Source organism: Sphingopyxis sp. (assembly GCF_050916055.1).
In the GTDB taxonomy this organism is placed as follows: domain Bacteria; phylum Pseudomonadota; class Alphaproteobacteria; order Sphingomonadales; family Sphingomonadaceae; genus Sphingopyxis.
The window spans coordinates 2,351,172-2,370,585 of record NZ_CP051527.1 but is presented as its reverse complement, the minus strand read 5'-3'; the positions used below and the strand labels follow the sequence as shown (position 1 = coordinate 2,370,585).

General features: G+C 66.7%; 18 protein-coding genes. 3 read left to right on the top strand and 15 right to left on the bottom strand.

Annotated features, from left to right (window positions below; genetic code table 11):
- Window positions 1-68: 68 nt before the first annotated feature.
- Window positions 69-479 carry a SufE family protein gene (locus HEQ22_RS11550; protein WP_432768045.1) on the top strand — a complete coding sequence of 137 codons (411 nt, stop codon included), beginning with the start codon at window positions 69-71 and terminating at the stop codon, window positions 477-479.
- 10 nt (window positions 480-489) lie between these two features.
- Here HEQ22_RS11550 and HEQ22_RS11545 read toward each other — a convergent pair whose 3' ends face one another.
- Together HEQ22_RS11545 and HEQ22_RS11540 are read right to left on the bottom strand one after the other, a co-directional pair.
- A complete protein-coding gene (locus tag HEQ22_RS11545; protein ID WP_432768044.1) occupies window positions 490-912 on the bottom strand; it encodes a c-type cytochrome in 423 nt (140 codons plus the stop codon).
- Window positions 912-1,580 carry a c-type cytochrome gene (locus HEQ22_RS11540; RefSeq protein WP_432768043.1) on the bottom strand — a complete coding sequence of 223 codons (669 nt, stop codon included), beginning with the start codon at window positions 1,578-1,580 and terminating at the stop codon, window positions 912-914. Before HEQ22_RS11540 ends, HEQ22_RS11545 begins: the two co-directional genes overlap by 1 nt.
- A 169-nt stretch (window positions 1,581-1,749) precedes the next feature.
- On the opposite strand from HEQ22_RS11540, the gene HEQ22_RS11535 reads away from it, so the two are divergent.
- Window positions 1,750-2,643, top strand: coding sequence for a prephenate dehydratase (locus tag HEQ22_RS11535; protein WP_432770863.1), 894 nt, complete (start codon window positions 1,750-1,752; stop codon window positions 2,641-2,643).
- 21 nt (window positions 2,644-2,664) lie between these two features.
- Here HEQ22_RS11535 and HEQ22_RS11530 read toward each other — a convergent pair whose 3' ends face one another.
- The 9 genes from HEQ22_RS11530 to guaA form a co-directional block, all read right to left on the bottom strand.
- A complete protein-coding gene (locus HEQ22_RS11530) occupies window positions 2,665-3,348 on the bottom strand; it encodes a CDP-alcohol phosphatidyltransferase family protein (RefSeq protein ID WP_432768042.1) in 684 nt (227 codons plus the stop codon).
- A gap of 156 nt (window positions 3,349-3,504) precedes the next feature.
- On the bottom strand, window positions 3,505-4,008 hold the full coding sequence (locus tag HEQ22_RS11525; RefSeq protein WP_432768041.1) for a hypothetical protein: 504 nt from the start codon (window positions 4,006-4,008) through the stop codon (window positions 3,505-3,507).
- Window positions 4,008-6,818 carry a DNA polymerase I gene (gene polA, locus HEQ22_RS11520; protein WP_432768040.1) on the bottom strand — a complete coding sequence of 937 codons (2,811 nt, stop codon included), beginning with the start codon at window positions 6,816-6,818 and terminating at the stop codon, window positions 4,008-4,010. The genes HEQ22_RS11525 and polA overlap by 1 nt, the downstream gene beginning before the upstream one ends.
- Before the next feature lie 32 nt (window positions 6,819-6,850).
- Window positions 6,851-7,312 carry an AAC(3)-I family aminoglycoside N-acetyltransferase gene (locus HEQ22_RS11515; RefSeq protein WP_432768039.1) on the bottom strand — a complete coding sequence of 154 codons (462 nt, stop codon included), beginning with the start codon at window positions 7,310-7,312 and terminating at the stop codon, window positions 6,851-6,853.
- Window positions 7,309-8,487 (bottom strand): formate-dependent phosphoribosylglycinamide formyltransferase, encoded by a 1,179-nt coding sequence (purT, locus tag HEQ22_RS11510; protein ID WP_432768038.1) that lies wholly within the window; start codon window positions 8,485-8,487, stop codon window positions 7,309-7,311. The genes HEQ22_RS11515 and purT overlap by 4 nt, the downstream gene beginning before the upstream one ends.
- Entirely contained in the window at window positions 8,484-8,966 is a 483-nt protein-coding gene (locus HEQ22_RS11505; RefSeq protein WP_432768037.1) for a GFA family protein, read from the bottom strand. Before HEQ22_RS11505 ends, purT begins: the two co-directional genes overlap by 4 nt.
- A gap of 10 nt (window positions 8,967-8,976) precedes the next feature.
- Window positions 8,977-9,387 (bottom strand): type II toxin-antitoxin system VapC family toxin, encoded by a 411-nt coding sequence (locus HEQ22_RS11500; RefSeq protein ID WP_432768036.1) that lies wholly within the window; start codon window positions 9,385-9,387, stop codon window positions 8,977-8,979.
- Complete coding sequence (locus HEQ22_RS11495) at window positions 9,350-9,649, bottom strand: type II toxin-antitoxin system Phd/YefM family antitoxin (protein ID WP_432768035.1); 300 nt, start codon at window positions 9,647-9,649, stop codon at window positions 9,350-9,352. Before HEQ22_RS11495 ends, HEQ22_RS11500 begins: the two co-directional genes overlap by 38 nt.
- 57 nt (window positions 9,650-9,706) lie before the next feature.
- A complete protein-coding gene (gene guaA, locus HEQ22_RS11490) occupies window positions 9,707-11,308 on the bottom strand; it encodes a glutamine-hydrolyzing GMP synthase (protein ID WP_432768034.1) in 1,602 nt (533 codons plus the stop codon).
- A gap of 192 nt (window positions 11,309-11,500) precedes the next feature.
- On the opposite strand from guaA, the gene HEQ22_RS11485 reads away from it, so the two are divergent.
- The gene (locus tag HEQ22_RS11485; RefSeq protein ID WP_432768033.1) at window positions 11,501-14,035 is read left to right on the top strand and encodes a TonB-dependent receptor plug domain-containing protein; all 2,535 of its coding nucleotides are present in this window, start codon (window positions 11,501-11,503) and stop codon (window positions 14,033-14,035) included.
- On the opposite strand, the gene HEQ22_RS11480 is transcribed toward HEQ22_RS11485, so the two are convergent.
- The 4 genes from HEQ22_RS11480 to HEQ22_RS11465 all read right to left on the bottom strand — a co-directional run bounded on the left by HEQ22_RS11480 (window position 14,002) and on the right by HEQ22_RS11465 (window position 19,363).
- The gene (locus tag HEQ22_RS11480; RefSeq protein ID WP_432768032.1) at window positions 14,002-15,066 is read right to left on the bottom strand and encodes a glycosyltransferase family 4 protein; all 1,065 of its coding nucleotides are present in this window, start codon (window positions 15,064-15,066) and stop codon (window positions 14,002-14,004) included. The two genes, HEQ22_RS11485 and HEQ22_RS11480, sit on opposite strands and share 34 nt — an antisense overlap.
- Complete coding sequence (locus tag HEQ22_RS11475; protein ID WP_432768031.1) at window positions 15,063-15,950, bottom strand: UDP-2,3-diacylglucosamine diphosphatase; 888 nt, start codon at window positions 15,948-15,950, stop codon at window positions 15,063-15,065. The genes HEQ22_RS11480 and HEQ22_RS11475 overlap by 4 nt, the downstream gene beginning before the upstream one ends.
- 218 nt (window positions 15,951-16,168) lie before the next feature.
- On the bottom strand, window positions 16,169-17,602 hold the full coding sequence (locus HEQ22_RS11470) for an aldehyde dehydrogenase family protein (protein WP_432768030.1): 1,434 nt from the start codon (window positions 17,600-17,602) through the stop codon (window positions 16,169-16,171).
- A 114-nt stretch (window positions 17,603-17,716) separates the two neighbouring features.
- On the bottom strand, window positions 17,717-19,363 hold the full coding sequence (locus HEQ22_RS11465; protein WP_432768029.1) for an acetolactate synthase large subunit: 1,647 nt from the start codon (window positions 19,361-19,363) through the stop codon (window positions 17,717-17,719).
- Between the last annotated feature and the right edge of the window lie 51 nt (window positions 19,364-19,414).

Genomic DNA, 19,414 nt, shown 5'->3' with positions numbered 1-19,414 from the left:
ATGACGATAATGAGCGACGAGCTTTCGTCCTCTTTTCATCGTGCGCAGTTTCTGTCAGTGCCGGGCTCATGCGCAGCCTCTCCGACATTTTCGACGAATATGACTTTCTCGACGGCGACGATCGCTATCGCCTGCTGATCGAACTCGGCCGCGAGCTCGAGCCGATGCCCGACGCGCTGAAGACCGACGCGACGCTGGTGCGCGGCTGCTCGGCCAGCGTCTGGGTCTATCCGGTGCCGCAGGACGATGGCCGGCTGCATTTCCTCGCCGACAGCAACGCCGCGATCACCAAGGGTATCGTCGCCCTCGTGCTGGCCGCGGTGCAGGACAAGCCGGCGGCCGAGGTCGCGGCGATGGACGTCGCCGCCGCGCTGGCACCGTTCGAACTGACCCGCCAACTGTCGTCGAACCGCACCCAGGGCGTGCCGAACATGATCGCGCTCGTCCAGGAGACCGCCCGCCGCATCGCAGCGGGCTGATCGTCAGCGGCTATCGCTGCGCGTCGAGATAGAGGATCAGCGCCTTGCGGTCGGCCGGGTCGATGACGCCGGCAAACGCCATGCGGGTGCCGGGAACATCCTTCATCGGGGCGGCAAGATAGGCATCGAGCGCGGCGGCGTCCCAGACGCCGCCCTTCGCCTTCATCGCGCCCGAATAGGAAAAGCCTTCGTGGGCGGCGACCGCGCGTCCGACGATGCCATGAAGATTGGGACCGATCCCGTTGCGGCCGCCCTTGTCGATGGTGTGGCAGGCGACGCAGCGCCGGAAGACTTGCTCGCCCATCGCCGCGGTCGGTTCGATCGCCGGCACGGATGCGTCCGTTGCCGCATCGCCCGATGCGGGCGCAGGGTCGCTCTTGCCGCAGCCGGCGAGCAACAGGGCGCCCGCCGCGAGGACGAGCGCGCGCGACATTATTTCTTCGCTTCGGCCGGAGCGGGCGCGGCAGCCGCGCCGTCGGCCGGAGCGGCGGCGCCTTCGGCCGGCGCTGCAGCGCCTTCGGCCGGAGCGGCGCCTTCAGCCGGGGCAGCGCCGTCGGCAGGGGCGCCCTCTGCCGGCGCGGCTTCGGGGGCGGGCAGCGGCAGGTTCGAACCCTGGCTGTTCATGTACAGGATCAGGTTGGCGCGGTCCTCGGGGCTCGACAGGCCGGCGAACGACATTTTCGTGCCCGGCGCATATTTGCGCGGGCTGGCGAGCCAGGCGTCCATGCCTTCAAAGTCCCAGTTGCCCGGAACCGATTTCAGCGCATCCGAATAAGCGAAGCCGGCGACATGACCATGCGCCTTGCCGAGCGCGCCCCACAGATTCGGACCGATGCCGTTGGCGCCGCCCGATGCAATCGTGTGGCACGCGGCGCATTTTGCGAACACCGCCTCGCCCTTCACCGGATCGGCGGCGGCGAGCAGGTTGGCGATCGGCACCGCAGCAGCGGCGCCGGCGCCGGCTTCGGCGTCTTCGATCGGATATCCGGGCTTTTCGGGCGAATGGCCGGCGAACAGCATGCCCGAACCGATGGTCAGGCCGAGCGCGCAAATGCCGGCGAACAAGACCCATCCGGCAATAGTGTTGTTGCGATTGTCCATGCTTGCAGCCCCGTTCGCTGGCGCCCGCGAAAGAGGCGCATGATATGATTTGGTCGCTCCCTTACTGGCGCCGCGACGGCGGCGCAAGGGGATGAAATGGCCGAGCGTGCCGGTTGCGAACCCGGCGCCGCCCGGCTATGCGCCGCGGCTCTGGCGCGGGAAGGCAATCATGGGCAGTTATTCGGCTTCGGCACAGCAGCTGGTGGACGCGATGAAGGCGGCGGCGCTCGCCGATCCGGCGCGCGGCCTGGCATTCCAGGGCGCTCCCGGCGCCAACAGCGACCTGGCGGCGCGCGAATATGACCCGGGTTCGCTGCCGCTGCCCTGTTACGCGTTCGAAGATGCGATCGATGCGGTGCGCGACAGGCGCGTCGCGCGCGCAATCATCCCGATCGAGAACAGCCTGCATGGCCGCGTCGCCGACATTCATTTCCTGCTCCCCGAATCGGGCCTGTCGATCGTCGGCGAACATTTCCTGCGCATCCGCCACGGGTTGATGAGCCGCGATCTCGGCCCGATCACCCGCGCGATGAGCCACGAACAGGCGCTGGGCCAATGCCGCGGCTGGCTGCGCGCCAACGGCATCTCGCCCATCGCGCACAGCGACACCGCGGGCGCCGCGGCGCTGGTCGCCGACAGCGACGAGGTCGGGCTCGCCGCGATCGCGCCGCCGCACGCCGCCCACCTTTATGGGCTGACGCTGCATCAGGAGGGGATCGAGGACGCCGATCATAATATGACGCGCTTCGTCGTCCTGGCGCGCGAGCCGCTCGCCGACATCGCTGCGTCCGACGGACCGCTGATGACCACCTTCATTTTCGAGGTGAAGAATATCCCCGCCGCGCTTTACAAGGCGCTCGGCGGTTTCGCGACCAATGGCGTCAACATGACCAAGCTGGAAAGCTATCAGGTCGGCGGCAGTTTCGCGGCGACCAAATTCTATGCCGACATCGTCGGGGCGCCGGGCGACGAGCATATCGACCGCGCGCTCGAAGAGCTGGATTTCCAGACCAAGTCGCTGCGCCTGCTCGGCACCTATCCGCAGGCGCGCGTGCGCGGCTGAACCGGCCCGCAGCCGGTTCGCTCAGCCGCCGCGGCGGCGCAGCATCCGCGCGGTCGCAAAGCTCTGGACGACGAACAGCGTCACCAGGATGCTGGCGACGAACAGGCCGAACAGGTCGAACGCTGAAAAGGGGGTGCCCGCGACCAGCCCGCCGCCGACCACCGGCATCAGTGCGGTCATCGCCATCAGCATCAGCCGCAATTCGGTGGGACCGCCCGCCATGTAGGAGAGGCGGAATTCGCCGACGACCTTCGCCGCGAGGAAGGCGTGTATCGACAACAGGAAATAGCCGATGACGCCGAGCAGCGCGACGTCGAAGCGGAAATAGGGGCTGACGCCGAGCGCGCCGATCATCAGCAGCGTCGCCATCGCATCGACGCTGTGGTCGACGAAATAGCCGTAGGACGGGCGCTCGATACGGCGCCAGCGCGCCAGGCTGCCGTCGAGCGAATCGCCGAACCAATTGACGATATAACCGACGAGCGCGAGGCCGAGCCATTCGCTGTCGTACCAGCTCAGCACATAGCCCGCGGCCACCAGCACGGCACCGACGAAACCCAGCGTCGTGAGCTGGTCGGGGGTTACCCATGCCGGCAGGCGCGGGCACAGCCAGTTGAGCAGCCGCCGTTCGCCGCGCGCGAGAATATTCTGCTGAATGCGCACCGGCGGTGTCGCCGCCGGGTGGAGGCCGGGATTGCTGCTCATGCTCGCCTTTCGTCGATGACTGTCACATCTGTGTCAGTCAGACGTCACCAAAGCGTCATAGGCGCATTGGCCGCCGGATGAAAGGGTGCGCGCGGCAGCCTGGCGCCGATCCGCCCCGGATCGCGGTCTTCACGCCAGGCAAACGGCGGGGAGCGCCTATTCGCGCCAGGGGCCGATCTCGCCGACCTCGCCGATCGTGCGATAATGGACGGCGCCGTCGAGCCACGCGACTTCCCACATCGGCGCCGGCCGCGCCCATTCGCCGATGACGAACAGCGGGATGCGGTTGGCGGCAACGAAGGCGAGATCGTCGGCGGTCGGACCCGGCACCACGGTTTCGGAGCGCTGGTGCAGGCGGACGATCGCCAGCGTGCCCGCGGGCGGCGCCGGCAGCGACTGGCGCGAAGGGAAGCCGATGCTGGCGCCGATCGTCGGATACCCCTTGTCGTCGCGCGCGAGCAGCAGCAGCTTGTCGGCGGTGGCGACGGGGCCGCCGACCGGGCGGCCCACCGCCTTGCGCCCCGCGATCGCGGCATATTCGCGCAGGTCGGCGTCGGCGACGGTCGGCGGCGCGGCGACGACCGGTGCAGGTTCGGCCGCGGCGCCGGCCGCGCCGAGCGGATCGGCGGCGAGCGCCAGTGCGAACAAGAGGGTCGCCATCAATGCGCCTCGCCCCAGCTTTTGCCGATCCCGATCTCGATCTCGAGCGGCACGGAGAGCTGGAGCACCGGTTCGGCGGCGCTCGCCATCACCCGGCGGATCACTTCGCCCGCCGCCTCGGCCTTGGCCTCGGGCGCCTCGAAGACGAGTTCGTCGTGGACCTGGAGCAGCATCCGCACGTCGCCCAGCCCCGCTTCGTCCAGCGCGCGCGGCATCCGCGCCATCGCGCGCTTGATCAGGTCGGCGCTGGTGCCCTGGATCGGCGCGTTGATCGCGGCGCGTTCGCTGCCGGCACGCTCGTTCTGGTTCGCCGCTTTGATGCGCGGAAACCAGGTTTTGCGGCCGAACAGCGTTTCGGTATAGCCTTTGGCGCGCACGCTCTCGAGCGTATCGGTGATATAGTCCGAAATGCCGGGGAACCGCTCGAAATAGCGGCTGATCAGCGCCTGCGCCTCGTCGGGCGTCACTTCCAGCCGGCCCGCCAGCCCCCAGCGCGATATGCCGTACAGGATCGAGAAATTGACCGTCTTCGCCTTACCGCGGGTATCGCGGTTGACCTCGCCGAACAGTTCGATCGCGGTCGCGGCGTGGATGTCCTGCCCCTGCGCGAACGCTTCCTTGAGCTCGGGGACGTCGGCCATGTGCGCGGCGAGGCGCAGTTCGATCTGGCTATAGTCGGCAGCGACCAGGACATGGCCGGGCGCGGCGATGAAGGCGTCGCGGATCTGGCGCCCGGTCTCGGTGCGGATCGGGATGTTCTGGAGGTTCGGGTCGGTCGACGACAATCGCCCGGTCTGCGCCCCGACGAGGCTGTAACTGGTGTGGACGCGCCCGGTCTGCGCATTGATCTGTTGCTGCAGCGCGTCGGTGTAGGTCGATTTCAGCTTGGCGAGCTGGCGCCATTCGAGGATCTTGCGCGCGATCGGCACCCCGTCGCGTTCGAGGCGTTCGAGCTCGGTCTGGTCGGTCGACCAGTCGCCCGACTTGCCCTTGCGGCCGCCTTTCAGACCGAGTTTGTCGAACAGGATTTCGCCGAGCTGCTTAGGACTGCCGATCGCGAAAGGCTGGCCGGCGAGGCCATGGATCTCGCCCTCGATGCGCAGCATTTCGGTCGCGAATTCGCCCGACAGCTTCGCCAGATAGTCGCGGTCGACCATGATCCCGGCGCGTTCCATCGCCTCGACCGTTGCCGCCAGCGGCCGGTCGACCATCTCGTAGACGCGGGTTCCGCCCTCGAGCGGCAGGCGCAGCTTGAGCAGGCGCCACAGCCGCAGCGCGACATCGGCATCCTCGGCGGCATATTCGGTCGCGCGATCGAGCTGAACCTCGGCAAAGCTGATCTGCGACTTGCCCGTCCCGCACATTTCCTTGAAGGTCAGGCAGGTGTGATCGAGGTGGAGCTTTGCCAGTTCGTCGAGCCCGTGCTGGTGCTTGCCGGCGTCGAGCGCGAAGCTCATCACCAGCGTGTCGTCATAGGGCGCGATCGTCATCCCGTGCTGCGCGAGCACGCCGATGTCATATTTCAGATTATGCCCGACCTTGAGCACCGCATCGTCGGCGAACAGCGCGCGGAGGCGACCCAGCGCGGCGTCCATCGCGATCTGCTCGGGCTTTTCGGCGAACATGTCGGTGCCGCCATGGCCGAGCGGGATGTAACAGGCGCGGCCCGGCGCGGTCGCCAGGCTGACCCCGACCAGCCGTCCGGTGACGCTGTCGAGGCTCGCGGTTTCGGTATCGATCGCGACGACATGCGCCGCTTTTGCGTCGGCGATCCAGCGGTCGAGCGCGTCGAGCGTGGTCACGCATTCATAGGCCGCACGGTCGATCGGCGGCATGGCCGGGAGCACGGGGGTGGCGCTGGTCGCCGGTGCGGCCACCGCTGCGGCGCCGGAGCGCGGCAGCGTCGGCGGGCCGCCGGGGGTCGCGCCGCCGTCGAGCTTGGCCGACAGCGAGCGAAAGCCATGCTCGTCGAGGAACAGCTTGAGCGGCGCCGGCGGGATCGCGCCGAGCTTCAGATCGCCCAGCGCGTCGGGCAGCGGACAGTCGCGTTTCAGGTCGACCAGGATGCGCGACAGCTCGGCCATCGCGCGATGCTCGATCAGATTCTCGCGCAGCTTCGACGCCTTCATGCCCTCGGCGCCGTCGAGCGCGGCGGTGAGCGTGCCATATTCCTGGATCAGCTTGGTCGCGGTCTTCGGCCCGACCCCGCGCACGCCGGGGACATTGTCGACGCTGTCGCCCATCAGCGCGAGCACGTCGCCGACCAGATCGGGGATGACGCCGAATTTCTCGTTCACTGCCTCCAGCCCCATGCGGACATTCTTCATCGTGTCGAGCATGTCGACGTGCGGGCCGCCCTCGGGCTCGCGGATCAGCTGCATCAGATCCTTGTCGCTGCTGACGATGGTGACGTCCCAGCCTTCGCGCACCGCGGCCTCGGTATAACTCGCGATCAGGTCGTCGGCTTCATACCCTTCGGTTTCGATGCACGGCAGCGAAAAGGCGCGCGTCGCGTCGCGGATCAACGGGAATTGCGGGCGCAGATCCTCGGGCGGTTCGGGCCGGTTCGCTTTATACTGGTCATACAGGTCGTTGCGGAACGACTTGCTGCTGTGGTCGAGGATGACCGCCAGATGCGTCGGCCCGTCGGCGTCGTGCAGGTCCTTCGCCAGCTTCCACAGCATGGTGGTATAGCCATAGACCGCGCCTACGGGCACGCCGTTCGGGTTCGTCAGCGGCGGCAGGCGGTGATAGGCGCGGAAGATGTAGCTGGAGCCATCGACCAGATAGAGATGATTCTTGTCCGACATGGCGCGGATGTAGCAGGGGGGAAGCGGGCGGCCTAGCCACGCGCTTGCGGCGGCAGGTCGAAATGCAGCACATCTTCGCGCACGCCAAGCTTGGTGTAGAGCGCGATCACCGGCGGATCGCCATAGTCGGCCTGGACGAAAACCGCCCACGCACCGGTTTCGGCCGCGATATGCTGGACCTCGGCGATCAGTGCGGTGGCGATGCCGCTGCGGCGGTGTGCTGCGGCGACCGCGAGGTCGTAGAGATAGATTTCACTGCGCGCCGCTTCCAGCTTCGGCAGTTCATATGCGGTGAGGCCGCCGACGACATCGCCCCCGATTTCGGCGACGAGCAGGATGATCGCCTGCTTGTCCAACTGGCGGGCAAGCCAGGCGTCGTCGGGGATGTCGCGGCGATAGGTTTCGCTGTCCTCGAACACCGTGGCATACAGCGCGTTGAGGTCGCGCATCGTTGCGACGTCGCCGGGGCCGAGGCGGCGAACCGCGGCGGTCATCGATAGTCGATCGTCAGCTTTGCCGCGGCCGCAGTCGCGGCGGCACGCGCGGCGTCGGTGGTGCCGACCGCGACCCGCGCCAGGGTGACGCCCATGCGGCGATACGGGCGCGTTACCGGCTTGCAGAAGAGACGGGCATCGACCGACGTGTCGGCATTCGGCGGGATCAACGCATCGGCGAGGCCCATGATCGCGAAATCGCTCGCGTCGCGGTCGGCGAGCAGCACCGCGCTGGCGCTCGCTTCGGGCACGTCGATCGCGGGGATCGGCAGGCCGAGGATCGCGCGGGCGTGAAGGTCGAATTCCGACAGCGACTGCGAGATCAATGTCACCATCCCGGTGTCGTGCGGGCGCGGCGAAAGTTCGGAGAAGATCACCGCGTCGCCCTTGACGAAAAACTCGACCCCGAAAATGCCGTGGCCGCCCAGTGCATCGACCACTTTGGTGGCCATGTCCTGCGCACGGGCAAGCGCGGCGCCCGACATCGCCGCGGGCTGCCAGCTTTCGCGATAGTCGCCGCGTTCCTGACGATGGCCGATCGGCGGGCAGAAGGCGACGCCATCCTTGTGGCGGATGGTCAGCAAGGTGATCTCGTAATCGAAGTCGATGAACGCTTCGGCGATCACGCGCAGCCGGTCGCCGCGCATGCCGGCCGCGGCATAGTCCCATGCGGCGTCGACGTCGGCGGCGGTCTTGACGGTGCTTTGCCCCTTGCCCGACGACGACATCACCGGTTTAACGATGAGCGGAAAGCCGATGCGCCCCGCCGCGGCGGCAAGCTCGCCGCGGCTCGTGGCATATTCGAAGGTCGAAGTGGTCAGGCCCAGCTCGCCGGCGGCAAGGTCGCGGATCGCGTCGCGGTTCATGGTGAGCTGCGCGGCGCGCGCCGAAGGAACGATATGGACGCCCTCGGCCTCCAGGTCGGCGAGCACTTCGGTGCGGATCGCCTCGACCTCGGGCACGACATGGTCGGGGCGATGCTTTTCGATCGCGGCGCGCAGCGCGTCGCCGTCGAGCATCGAAAATATCTCGCGCTCGTCGGCGACCTGCATCGCCGGCGCATTGTCATAACTGTCGCAGGCCACGACATGGCAGCCGAGCCGTTTCGCCGAAATCACGAATTCGCGCCCCAGCTCCCCCGAACCGAGGAGCAGGATTTTCGCGGTTGGGGTCATATGGGCCAGCTTTCGGTGTCGTGATCGGGATGTTGATGGTTGCTCGCGGCGATCGCGCCGACCTGGGCGCGCATCGTCTCTTCGGTGGTGCCTTCGGCCTTCAACGAAAGGCTTTCGAACACAGGCAGGCGCCCCTCGAGTCCGAACTGGACCTGCGGCGGGAATTGCGCCGGATCGTCGAATGATCCGGTCGTCAGGTTGATGTGCCTGCTCTCGAAATAATCATACAGCAGCGGCGTCCCGCATGTCGGGCAAAAGCCCCGCGCCGCCTTGTCCGAGCTGTTGAAGGTCGCCGGCGCGCCGCGCGTCCAGACGATTGCGTCGCGTGGTACCCCGATCAGCGCGGCGAAGAAATTGCCCGCCGCCTTCTGGCACATGCGGCAGTGGCAAATGTGCGACGTGTCGAGCACCGCGCTGACATGATAGCGCACCGCGCCGCACTGGCAGCCGCCCGATGCCTCGGTTTCGATCCGGTCCATGTGCCTCTCCTCAGATACAGGGGACGGGGTAGCGACGGATATTGGCGTCGGCGGTGACCAATGTCATCCCCTCGGTCAGCGCGTGCGCGATCAGCAGCCGGTCGATCGGGTCGCGGTGGATATCGGGCAGGCCTGCTGCAATTTGCCAGCAAGTCGCAGGCAGGTCGATAATTTCGAACCCGATATGGTCCTGAAGAAAATCGAGCGTCTCATCCATGGCGAAGCGTCCGCGTTGCTGTAGATCGGCGAATTCGAACGCGACGACGGCACTGATGCACAACCGCCGGTCCGGATCGGCCAATGCCGCCTGATCGACGCGGTTCAGACGTGGGTCGCCGCTCGACATCCATACAATGACATGCGTGTCGATCAGTAGTCGCTGATCAGGGTTTGCCAAATTTCCGCTCGATACGTTCTTCATATTCCTCGTCGGTCATCGACGGCGGCACGTCGAGCGCGGGGGTGCCGTGCAGATGGCGGTATTTGTCCGCCAGAAAACCAAACGCGGCCCGACGTTTCGCGGCCCGCGCTTCGCGATCAAGTTCCTCGGCTTCGGGCAAGGGGACAAGCCGCACCTTGGGCTGGCCGTCGCGCTGTACGATAACCTCTTCGCCGCGCAGCGCGGCGGCGACGAGTTCGGACAGGCGCGTCTTGGCTTCGCCGATGTTGACATGGATGGTCATGGCTTGGCCAAGTTAGCTTGGCCAAGGATGTTGGTCAATCCACGGGTCGGCTGGGCCTCATTCCCATTCGATCGTCCCCGGCGGTTTCGACGTATAGTCGTATACGACGCGGTTGATCCCCTGCACTTCGTTGATGATGCGCGTCGCGCAGCGGCTGAGGAAGGCGGCGTCGAAGGGATAGATGTCGGCGGTCATGCCGTCGGTCGAGGTGACGGCGCGCAGCGCGCAGACATGGTCATAGGTGCGGTAATCGCCCATCACGCCCACCGTCTTGACCGGCAGCAGCACGGCAAATGCCTGCCAGATCGCATCGTAAAGCCCGGCATTGCGGATCTCGTCGAGATAGACGGCGTCGGCCTTCCGCAAAATGTCGCAGCGGTCCTTCGACACTTCGCCGGGAATGCGGATCGCGAGGCCGGGGCCGGGAAAGGGGTGGCGACCGACGAAGATGTCGGGCAGGCCCAGCTCCTTGCCGAGCAGGCGCACCTCGTCCTTGAACAATTCGCGCAGCGGCTCGACCAGCTGCATGTTCATGCGTTCGGGCAGGCCGCCGACATTGTGGTGGCTCTTGATCGTCACGCTCGGCCCGCCGGTGAACGACACCGACTCGATAACGTCGGGATACAGCGTGCCCTGCGCGAGGAAATCGGCGCCGCCGATCTTCTTCGCTTCCTCCTCGAACACGTTGATGAATTCGCCGCCGATGAACTTGCGCTTCGCTTCGGGGTCGGTGAGGCCGGCGAGTCCCGCCATGAAGCGTTGCTCGGCGTCGACCACCACCAGCGGGATGTTGTAATGGTCGCGGAACAATCGCTCGACCTGCTCGCGTTCGTTGAGGCGCAGCAGCCCGTGGTCGACGAAGACGCAGGTCAACTGCTCGCCGATCGCTTCGTGGATCAGCACCGCGGCGACCGCGCTGTCGACCCCGCCCGACAGGCCGCACAGCACGCGCTGGTCGCCGACCTGCGCGCGGATTTCGGCGATCTTGGTGGCGCGGAATTCGGCCATCGTCCAGTCGCCCGAACAGCCGCAGACGTGGCGGACGAAATTGGCGATCAGCTTCGCGCCGTCGGGCGTGTGGACGACCTCGGGGTGGAATTGCGTCCCGTAATAGCGGCGCTCATCGTCGGCGATGAGGGCGAAGGGGGCGCCGTCGCTGATCGCGACGATGCGAAAGCCCGGCGCGAATTTCGTGACCCGGTCGCCGTGGCTCATCCACACCTGGTGGCGCTCGCCGACCTCCCACAATCCGTCGAACAGCACGCAGGGTTCGGTGACGGTCAGGAAGGCGCGGCCGAATTCGCCGTCGCGTTCGCCATCGGTGCCGCCGGGCTCGACCAGGCCGCCGAGCTGCTGGCTCATCACCTGCTGGCCGTAACAGATGCCCAGGACCGGCAGGCCGCTGTCGAACACCGACTGCGGCGCGCGCGGGCTGCCGGCGGCGGGGACCGAGGCGGGTGAGCCCGAGAGGATCACGCCCTTGGGCTGCATTCGCGCCAATGCGGCTTCGGCCTGGGTGAACGGGACGATCTCGCTATACACCCCGGCCTCGCGGACGCGGCGGGCGATCAGCTGGGTGACCTGGCTGCCGAAATCGATGATCAGGATCGATTCACCATTGTCGGACTTTGGCGCGGCGGATGTGTCTGGAGTCGGCATGGCTGGCCGATAAGGGCAGGGCGCCATGCTGTCCAGCGGTCGATATCGACGGTTCGTGGAACGTGCGTGGCTCCGACACATTGTTGCGACAATTGCGACATAACTGAACGCCGACCGGGACATGGCGTCATCACGCGTTCAGCGCGGTCCTCTAAAAAGACGCGACAAAGACAAAACAAAAAAGGCTCCCCCATGAACACGATCCGCTTCTCCATTTCCGCGCGCGCTGCCTTGCTGGCCGCGGGGGCTTCGTTGGCGCTGCCTGCGATGGCGCAGGCGCAGGTCGGCCCGCCGGCTGCCGCTGCGGTGGCCGAACAGCCCGCTGAACCGACGCCTGCGGCGCCGGGCGACAGCGACGACGGCTATGACGATTATGTCGAAGACGAGATCGTCGTCACCGCGCCGCGGCTTGCCGGCCAGCTCGACACCGACATCGCCGCCGAGGCCGAACTCGATGAAGCGGCGATTGCCAGCTATGGCGTCTCGTCGATCGAGGAACTGCTGACGGCGCTCGAGCCGCAGACCCGTTCGGGCCGCGGGCGCGGCGGCGGGCGGCCGGTTATTCTGGTCAACGGCCGCCGCATCTCGGGCTTCGGTGCGGTGCGCAACCTGCCGCCCGAGGCGATCGCCAAGGTCGAGGTGTTCCCCGAAGAGGTCGCGCTGCAATATGGCTATGCCGCGACCGAGCGCGTCGTCAATTTCGTCCTCAAGCCCAATTTCCGCCAGGTTTCGCTCGAAGCCGAAGCCGGCATCCCGACGCAGGGGGGACGGTTCCAGAGCGAGATCGAACCCGCCTTCGTCGCGATCGGCGAAAATGGCCGCATCAACGTCAACGCCGGATGGGAACAGGCGACGATGCTGCGCGAAAGCGAGCGCGACATCGACTATGAAAACAGCCCCGAGGGGCAGGTCCGCGCCGCCGAAGCGGTCGCGCGCAGCCTGTTGTCGGCGACCGACGAATATGTCCTCGACGGCACGATCGTGCGCAACATAGACAAGGTGACCGAGGCATCGGTCAGCCTGCGCTACGACCTGACCGACAGCCTCAGCCTGCTCGGCCCCGGCCTCGGCGGTCCCGGCGATCCGCTGCGCCGCGACAGCCGCTCGCAGAACCTGACCAGTTCGGCCAGCGTCAACGGAATGATCGGCGACTGGCGCTGGTCGGTCACCGGCAATTATGCCGACTCCGACACGCGCACCTTCACCGAACGCGAGAGCGGCGCCCGCGACCGCTTCGACAGCAGCCAGCAGAGTTTCGGCGCCAACACCAACTTCTCGGGCACGCTCGGCGAAGGCTGGGCGGGGCCGATCCGCATGTCGGTGACCGGCGGCTACAGCGGGCTGCGGTACGACAGCCGCGCCGAACGCGGCGCGACGATCACCAACACCGACCTGTCGCGCGACCTGCCCAGCGTCTTCGGCTCGCTGACCGTGCCGCTGTTCGATCCGGAATATGAGGTCGGGAATTTCGGGCGCGTGTCGTTGACGCTGAACGGCCAGGTCGAAAAGCCGAGCGATTTTGCGACGCTGACGAGCTGGGGCGCGACGACGAACTGGGGCGTCACCGACAATCTGTCGCTGATCGCCAGCTTCAACAGCGACGAGGCGGCGCCCAGCGTCACCCAGCTCGGCGCCGCGCCGCTGGTGACCGAGGGGGTGACCTTCTACGACTTCAGCACCGGCCAGACGGTGCAGATCGCGACGACGACGGGGGGCAATCCCTTCCTGCTCGCCGAAAAGCGCCGCGACTTCAAACTGGGGCTGAACTGGTCGCCGCCGATGATCGAGGGGCTGAACCTGTCGGTCAATTACAACAGCAACAAAAGCTACAACACCGCGAACGGTTTCCCGCTGCTGACGCCCGAGATCGAGGCGGCTTTCCCCGACCGGGTGACGCGCGACGCCAACGGCGTCCTGATCGCGCTCGACCAGCGCCCGGTCAATTTCGACCGCAGCGAAAATTCGCAGATCCGCTGGGGGTTCAATTTCGGCCGCAGCTTCGGCCAGAATGACGCAGCCGAAGGCCGCGGCGGCGGCGGCGATGCGCCGCGGCGCGAGCGGGCTGGCGGCGCCCCGCCGGCGGGCGAAGGCGCCCCGCCGGCGCAGGGCGACGCTGCGGCGCGTCCGGCCGGTGAGGGCGGTCCGCCGCCCGCGGCCGCAGGCGCCCCGCGCGGACCGCGCGGCGGCGGCGGGATGCGCCGCGGCGGCGGCGGTCGCGGCGGTCCTGGCGGGATGTTCGGCGCGCCGCAGGGCGGGCGCTGGCAGATGTCGCTCTATCACACCGTGAAGCTGACCGACAAAGTGCTGATCGGCCCCGGCGTCCCCGAACTCGACCTGCTCGGCGGGTCGGCAACGGGCAGCGGCGGCGGCAGCAACCGCCACCTCGTCGAACTCGACGGCGGCGTGTTCTACAAGGGGCTCGGCGCGCGGGTCAGCGCGAAATACGACAGCGGCAGCACGGTGGTCGGCGGCAGCGCGGGCGATCTCGACTTCGGCGACCTCGCGACCTTCAACCTGCGCTTTTTCGCCGACTTCAACCAGATGCCGAAGCTGACCGACGACATGCCGTTCCTGAAAGGATCGCGCCTGCGCCTGTCGATCGACAATCTGTTCGACGCCCAGCGGCGGATCACCGATGCGAACGGGGTCGTGCCGCTGACCTATCAGCCGGGCTATATCGATCCGCTCGGCCGCTACATCGAACTGGAGTGGCGCAAGGCGTTCTGAGCCGGATAGGGGCGGTCGACCGGATCGCTCGGCACGAAGGTCAGCGCCTTCAGGAACTGCGCGGTGCAGGCGGGCCAGCCGTAGCGCGCGCCGAGCGCGGCGGCGGCGGCGCGGTCGCACGCCAGCGCAGCGGCGATCGCGGTATCGAGGTCGGTATCGAGCGCGCCGGCGCCGTCGGTGACGATGTCGCCGGGGCCGGGCACCGGATAGGCGGCGACCGGCGTCCCGCACGACAGCGCCTCGATGACCACCAACCCGAAGGTGTCGGTGCGGCTGGGAAAGACGAAGACGTCGGCGCCGGCATAGGCCGCCGCCAGCGCCTCGCCGCCAAGCCTGCCGAGGAAGACCGCGTCCGGATACCGCGCGCGCAGGTCGGCGAGTGCCGGGCCGTCGCCGACGACGACCTTGGTGCCAGGGTGGCGCGTGTCGAGGAACGCGCCGATATTCTTTTCGACCGCGACGCGCCCGACGTAGAGCTGGATCGGCCGCGCCAGGCCGGCGAGCGCGGGATGCGCGGCGCGGCCGGGGCGGAACAGCGCATGATCGACGCCGCGTTCCCACATCATCGTCTGGCCCAGCCCCTGGTCGGCGAGTTCGCGGGCCAGGCTGCGCGTCGCGAGCATGATATTCTGCGCCGGGCGGTGGAACCAGCGGATGAAGCCCCAGATGCGCGCGGCCGAAATCGGCAGCCGCGCCGCGACATATTCGGGAAAGCGGGTGTGATAGGCGGTGGTGAAGGGAAAGCCGTTGTCGAGGCACCAGCGCCGCGCCGCGAGGCCGAGCGGCCCTTCGGTCGAAATATGGATCGCCTGCGGCGCAAAGGCGCGGATATGCCGCCCGACGGCGCGCTTGCCGGCGAAGGCGAGACGGATTTCGGCATAGGTCGGGCAGGGGATAGACCGGAACAGGTCGGGCGACACGATGCCGACCTCATGCCCCTCGGCGTGCAGTTCGGCGATCGTCGCCTGTAGCGTGCGGACGACGCCATTGACCTGCGGCTCCCACGCGTCGGTGACGATCAGCACCCTCATGCGGCGCGCGCCGGGGCCGGCGCGGGGAGTTCGAGCCGGGTCGGGACCGCGCGCGCCGCAACCTCTTCGGCCCAGTGCAATATTTCCATCCGCCCGTCATGATGTTCGACCAGCGCAGTGCAGCCTTCGACCCAGTCGCCGTCGTTATAATATTCGGTGCCGTCGATTTCGCGCATTTCGGCGCTGTGGATGTGCCCGCACACCACCCCGTCGACCCCCCGTGAGCGGGCGGCGTGGGCGACGACTTCCTCGTAGCGGCCGATGAACTGGACCGCATTCTTGACCTTGTGCTTGGCGACCAGCGACAGCGACCAATAGGGCAGGCCAAGCTTGTGGCGGACCCAGTTCACCGCCACGTTGCACTTCATCAGCGCAGTGTAGGCGGCGTCGCCGACGAAGGCGAGCCAGCGATGCGCCAGCATCACGGCGTCGAAATCGTCGCCATGGACGACGAGCAGGCGGCGCCCGTCGGCGGTCTCGTGGATCGCCTCACGCCGGATCTCGACCCCGCCGAAATCGAAACCGTCGAAGGGCTTGATCATCTCGTCATGGTTGCCGGGGACATAGACGACGCGCGTGCCGCGCTTGGCGCGCTTCAGCACCCGCCACACGACGTCATTATGCTCGGGCGGCCAGAAATGGCGCTTCTTCAGCCGCCAGCCGTCGATGATGTCACCGACGAGATACAGCGTCTCGCAATCGACATGGTCGAAGAAGTCGATGAGCATCGCGGCGTTGCAGCCGCGGGTGCCAAGGTGGATGTCGCTGACCCACACCGCCCGATAGCTCCGCCGCTCGCCGATCAATCGTTCGGGAACGTGCGGATCGGTGGTGAAGGGGTCGGGAAAGCGGGCGGGGATCGGCAGGGTCGAAATCGATGCCATGTCATGCTCCGTGGGCAGCCTTAGCTGCTCCCGGCCTAGACAGGAGATTTGTGACACTGTGCGATTCAAAACCGCGTCGGTTCGGCGACGGTTTGAAGGCGGTTTGGTGACGATGCGGCAAAGACACGTCGCCCCCGCGAAGGCGTGGGCCGCAATCGGTTGACGCGGCGATGAAGGAAAAAACCGCCCGCGGCCCCCCGCCTTCGCGGGGGCGACGGTTAGGTCCGCCGGATCACCAGGTTCCGGATTTCGCTCATATCCTCCATCGCAAACCGCACGCCTTCACGGCCCAGCCCCGAATCCTTCACCCCGCCATAGGGCATGTTGTCGACGCGATAGCTCGACACGTCGTTGACGACGATGCCGCCGACGTCGAGATGGTCCCACGCCTCCAGCACCTTCTGGATGTCGCTGGTGAACAGCCCGGCCTGAAGCCCGAACTTGCTGTCGTTGACCTCGGCCAGCGCCTCGTCCCATTGGGAGAATTTGCTGAGCACCACCACCGGGCCGAAGGCTTCCTCGACGACGACGTCGCTGCCCGCCGGAACATTTTCGAGCAAGGCGGCCTCGAGCATGTTTCCGTCGCAGCCGCCGCCCGCGAGCAGGGTCGCCCCCGCGGCGACCGCATCGTCGATCCAGCCCTTCAGCCGCTGCGCTTCCTTGGCCGAGATCATCGGGCCGATGAAGGTGTCGCGCTGCTTCGGATCGCCCGATTTCAGCGTCTTGACCTTCGCGGTGAGCATGTCGCGGAAGCTGTCGTAGATATCCTCATGGATGATCACGCGCTGGACATGGATGCAGCTTTGCCCCGACTGGTAATAGCCGCCGAAGATGATCCGCGCGAGCGCATGGTCGAGGTCGGCGTCCTTGTCGACGACCACCGCGGCGTTGCCGCCGAGCTCGAGCACGACCTTTTTCTTGCCCGCCTTGGCTTTCAGATCCCAGCCGACGCCGGGCGAGCCGGTGAAGCTCAGCAATTTCAGCCGCTCGTCGGTGGTGAACAGATCGGCCCCGGCGCGGCTCGCGGGCAATATGCTGAACGCACCCTCGGGCAAGATGTCGCATTCGGCGAGCACTTCGCCCATGATGATCGCGCCGAGCGGGGTCATGCTCGCAGGCTTCATCACGAACGGACAGCCGATCGCGATTGCCGGCGCGATCTTGTGCGCGGCGAGGTTGAGCGGAAAGTTGAACGGCGAGATAAAGCTGCACGGCCCGATCGGCACCCGCTTCCACATCCCCATATAGCCCTTGGCGCGCGCCGAAATGTCGAGCGGCTGGACCTCGCCATAATTGCGCGTCGCTTCCTCGGCGGCGATGCGGAACGTGTCGATCAGGCGGGTGACCTCGCCCTCGCTGTCGGCGATCGGCTTGCCCGCCTCGACGCATAATGCATAGGCAAGCTCGTCGAACCGCTCCTGAAAGCGCGTCACGCAATGCAACAGCACGTCGCGCTTCTCGAAACTCGCCAGCCGCGCCATCGGCTCGGCGGCGCGGACGGCACCGGCGATCGCTTCGTCGATGACGTCGGGGGTGGCGAGCGCGGTGCGAAACGCAACCTCGCCGGTGAATTTGTCGATCACCTCGAGGTCGGTGTTCGGCTGCACCGCCTTGTTGTTGAGGTAGAGCGGGTAGACGTCTTTAAGTTTCATTCGCTTACTCCCCCCTCCCCTTTAGGGGAGGGGCCGGGGGTGGGGGCCATCGAGGTGGCGCGAGGCCGAGGCCCCCCACCCCAACCCCTCCCCTGAAGGGGAGGGGCTAAGCACTCAAAGTTCCTTCGACAGCTTCTTGATATCGGTGTTCAAAATCTGGTCGTTCTCCGAATAATCGACCGGGCAGTCGATCAGGTGCACACCCGGTGTATCGCGCGTGTGCGCCAATAGTTCCTTCAGGTGCGCCGCGCTCTCCACCCGGTGGCCGTGCGCGCCATAGGCCTCGGCATATTTGACGAAATCGGGGTTGCCATAGGTCAGCCCCCAGTCCTTGAACCCCATGTTCGCCTGTTTCCAGCGGATCATGCCATAGCTGTTGTCGTTGAGGATCAGCACCGTGATGTTGAGCCCCAGCCGCACCGCGGTTTCCATTTCCTGGCTGTTCATCATGAAGCCGCCGTCGCCGCAGATCGCCATGACCTTGCGCCCCGGATAGAGCATCGCCGACATCATCGCGCTGGGCAGCCCGGCGCCCATCGTCGCCAGCGCATTGTCGAGCAGCACGGTGTTCGGGCGGTATGCGGTATAGCCGCGCGCGAACCAGATCTTATAGACGCCATTGTCGAGGCAGATGATCCCGTCGTCGGGCATCGCGTCGCGCACCGACTGGACCAGATGCGGCGGAAAGATCGGGAAGCGCGCATCCTCGGCCAGCGGCGCGGTGTGCGCGACCTCGGCCTGGCGATAGGCAAGCAGATGGTCGACCTTCCAGCCACCGTTGGGGACGATGTCCTCCTTGATCTGCCAGACCGCGTTGGCGATGTCGCCGATCACCTCGATGTCGGGAAAATAGACCGGATCGACCTCGGCGGTCTTGGTCGACACGTGGATCACCGTCGGGCCGCCCTGTTTCATGAAAAAGGGCGGCTTTTCGATCACGTCATGGCCAAGGTTGACGATGCAGTCCGACGCCTCGACCGCGCGGTGGACGAAATCGCCCGCGCTGAGCGCCGCGCAGCCGAGGAATTTCGGGTGGCGCTCGTCGATCACGCCCTTGCCGAGCTGGGTGGTCAGGAAGGGGATGCCGGTCTTTTCGATGAACTGCAGCAGCATCCGGCTGGTCATCGTGCGGTTGGCGCCGGCGCCGATGACGAGGACGGGCGAGGTCGCCTCCTCCAGCGCCTTCACCGCTTCGCGGATCGATTTGACGTCGGCGGTCGGGCGGCGGACGTGGCTGCGCTTCAGCGGCGTCGAATCGGTATGCTCGTCGGCGATATCCTCGGGCAGTTCGATATGCACCGCGCCGGGCTTTTCCTCTTCGGCGAGGCGGATGGCTTCGCGCACCCGGCTCGGGATATTGTCCGATGAGGCCATCTGGTGGGTGAATTTGGTGATCGGCCCCATCATCGCGACGACGTCGAGAATCTGGAAACGGCCCTGTTTCGATTTCTTGATCGGCTTTTGCCCGGTGATCATCATCATCGGCATGCCGCCCAATTGCGCATAGGCGGCCGCGGTGACGAAATTGGTGGCGCCGGGGCCGAGCGTCGCGAGGCAGACGCCGGTCTTGCCGGTGTGGCGGCCATAGGTGGCGGCCATGAAGCCCGCGCCCTGTTCGTGCCGCGTCAGGATCAGCTTGATCTTGGTCGACCGCGACAGGCTGTCGAGGAAATCCAGATTCTCTTCGCCCGGCACGCCGAAGATATATTCGACGCCCTCTTCCTCCAGGCATTCGATGAACAGGTCGGATGCTTTTTTCATGTGTCAGTCGCCCCCTCAGCCGCGCACCCCAGCGGTGCGGCCCCAAGTCAT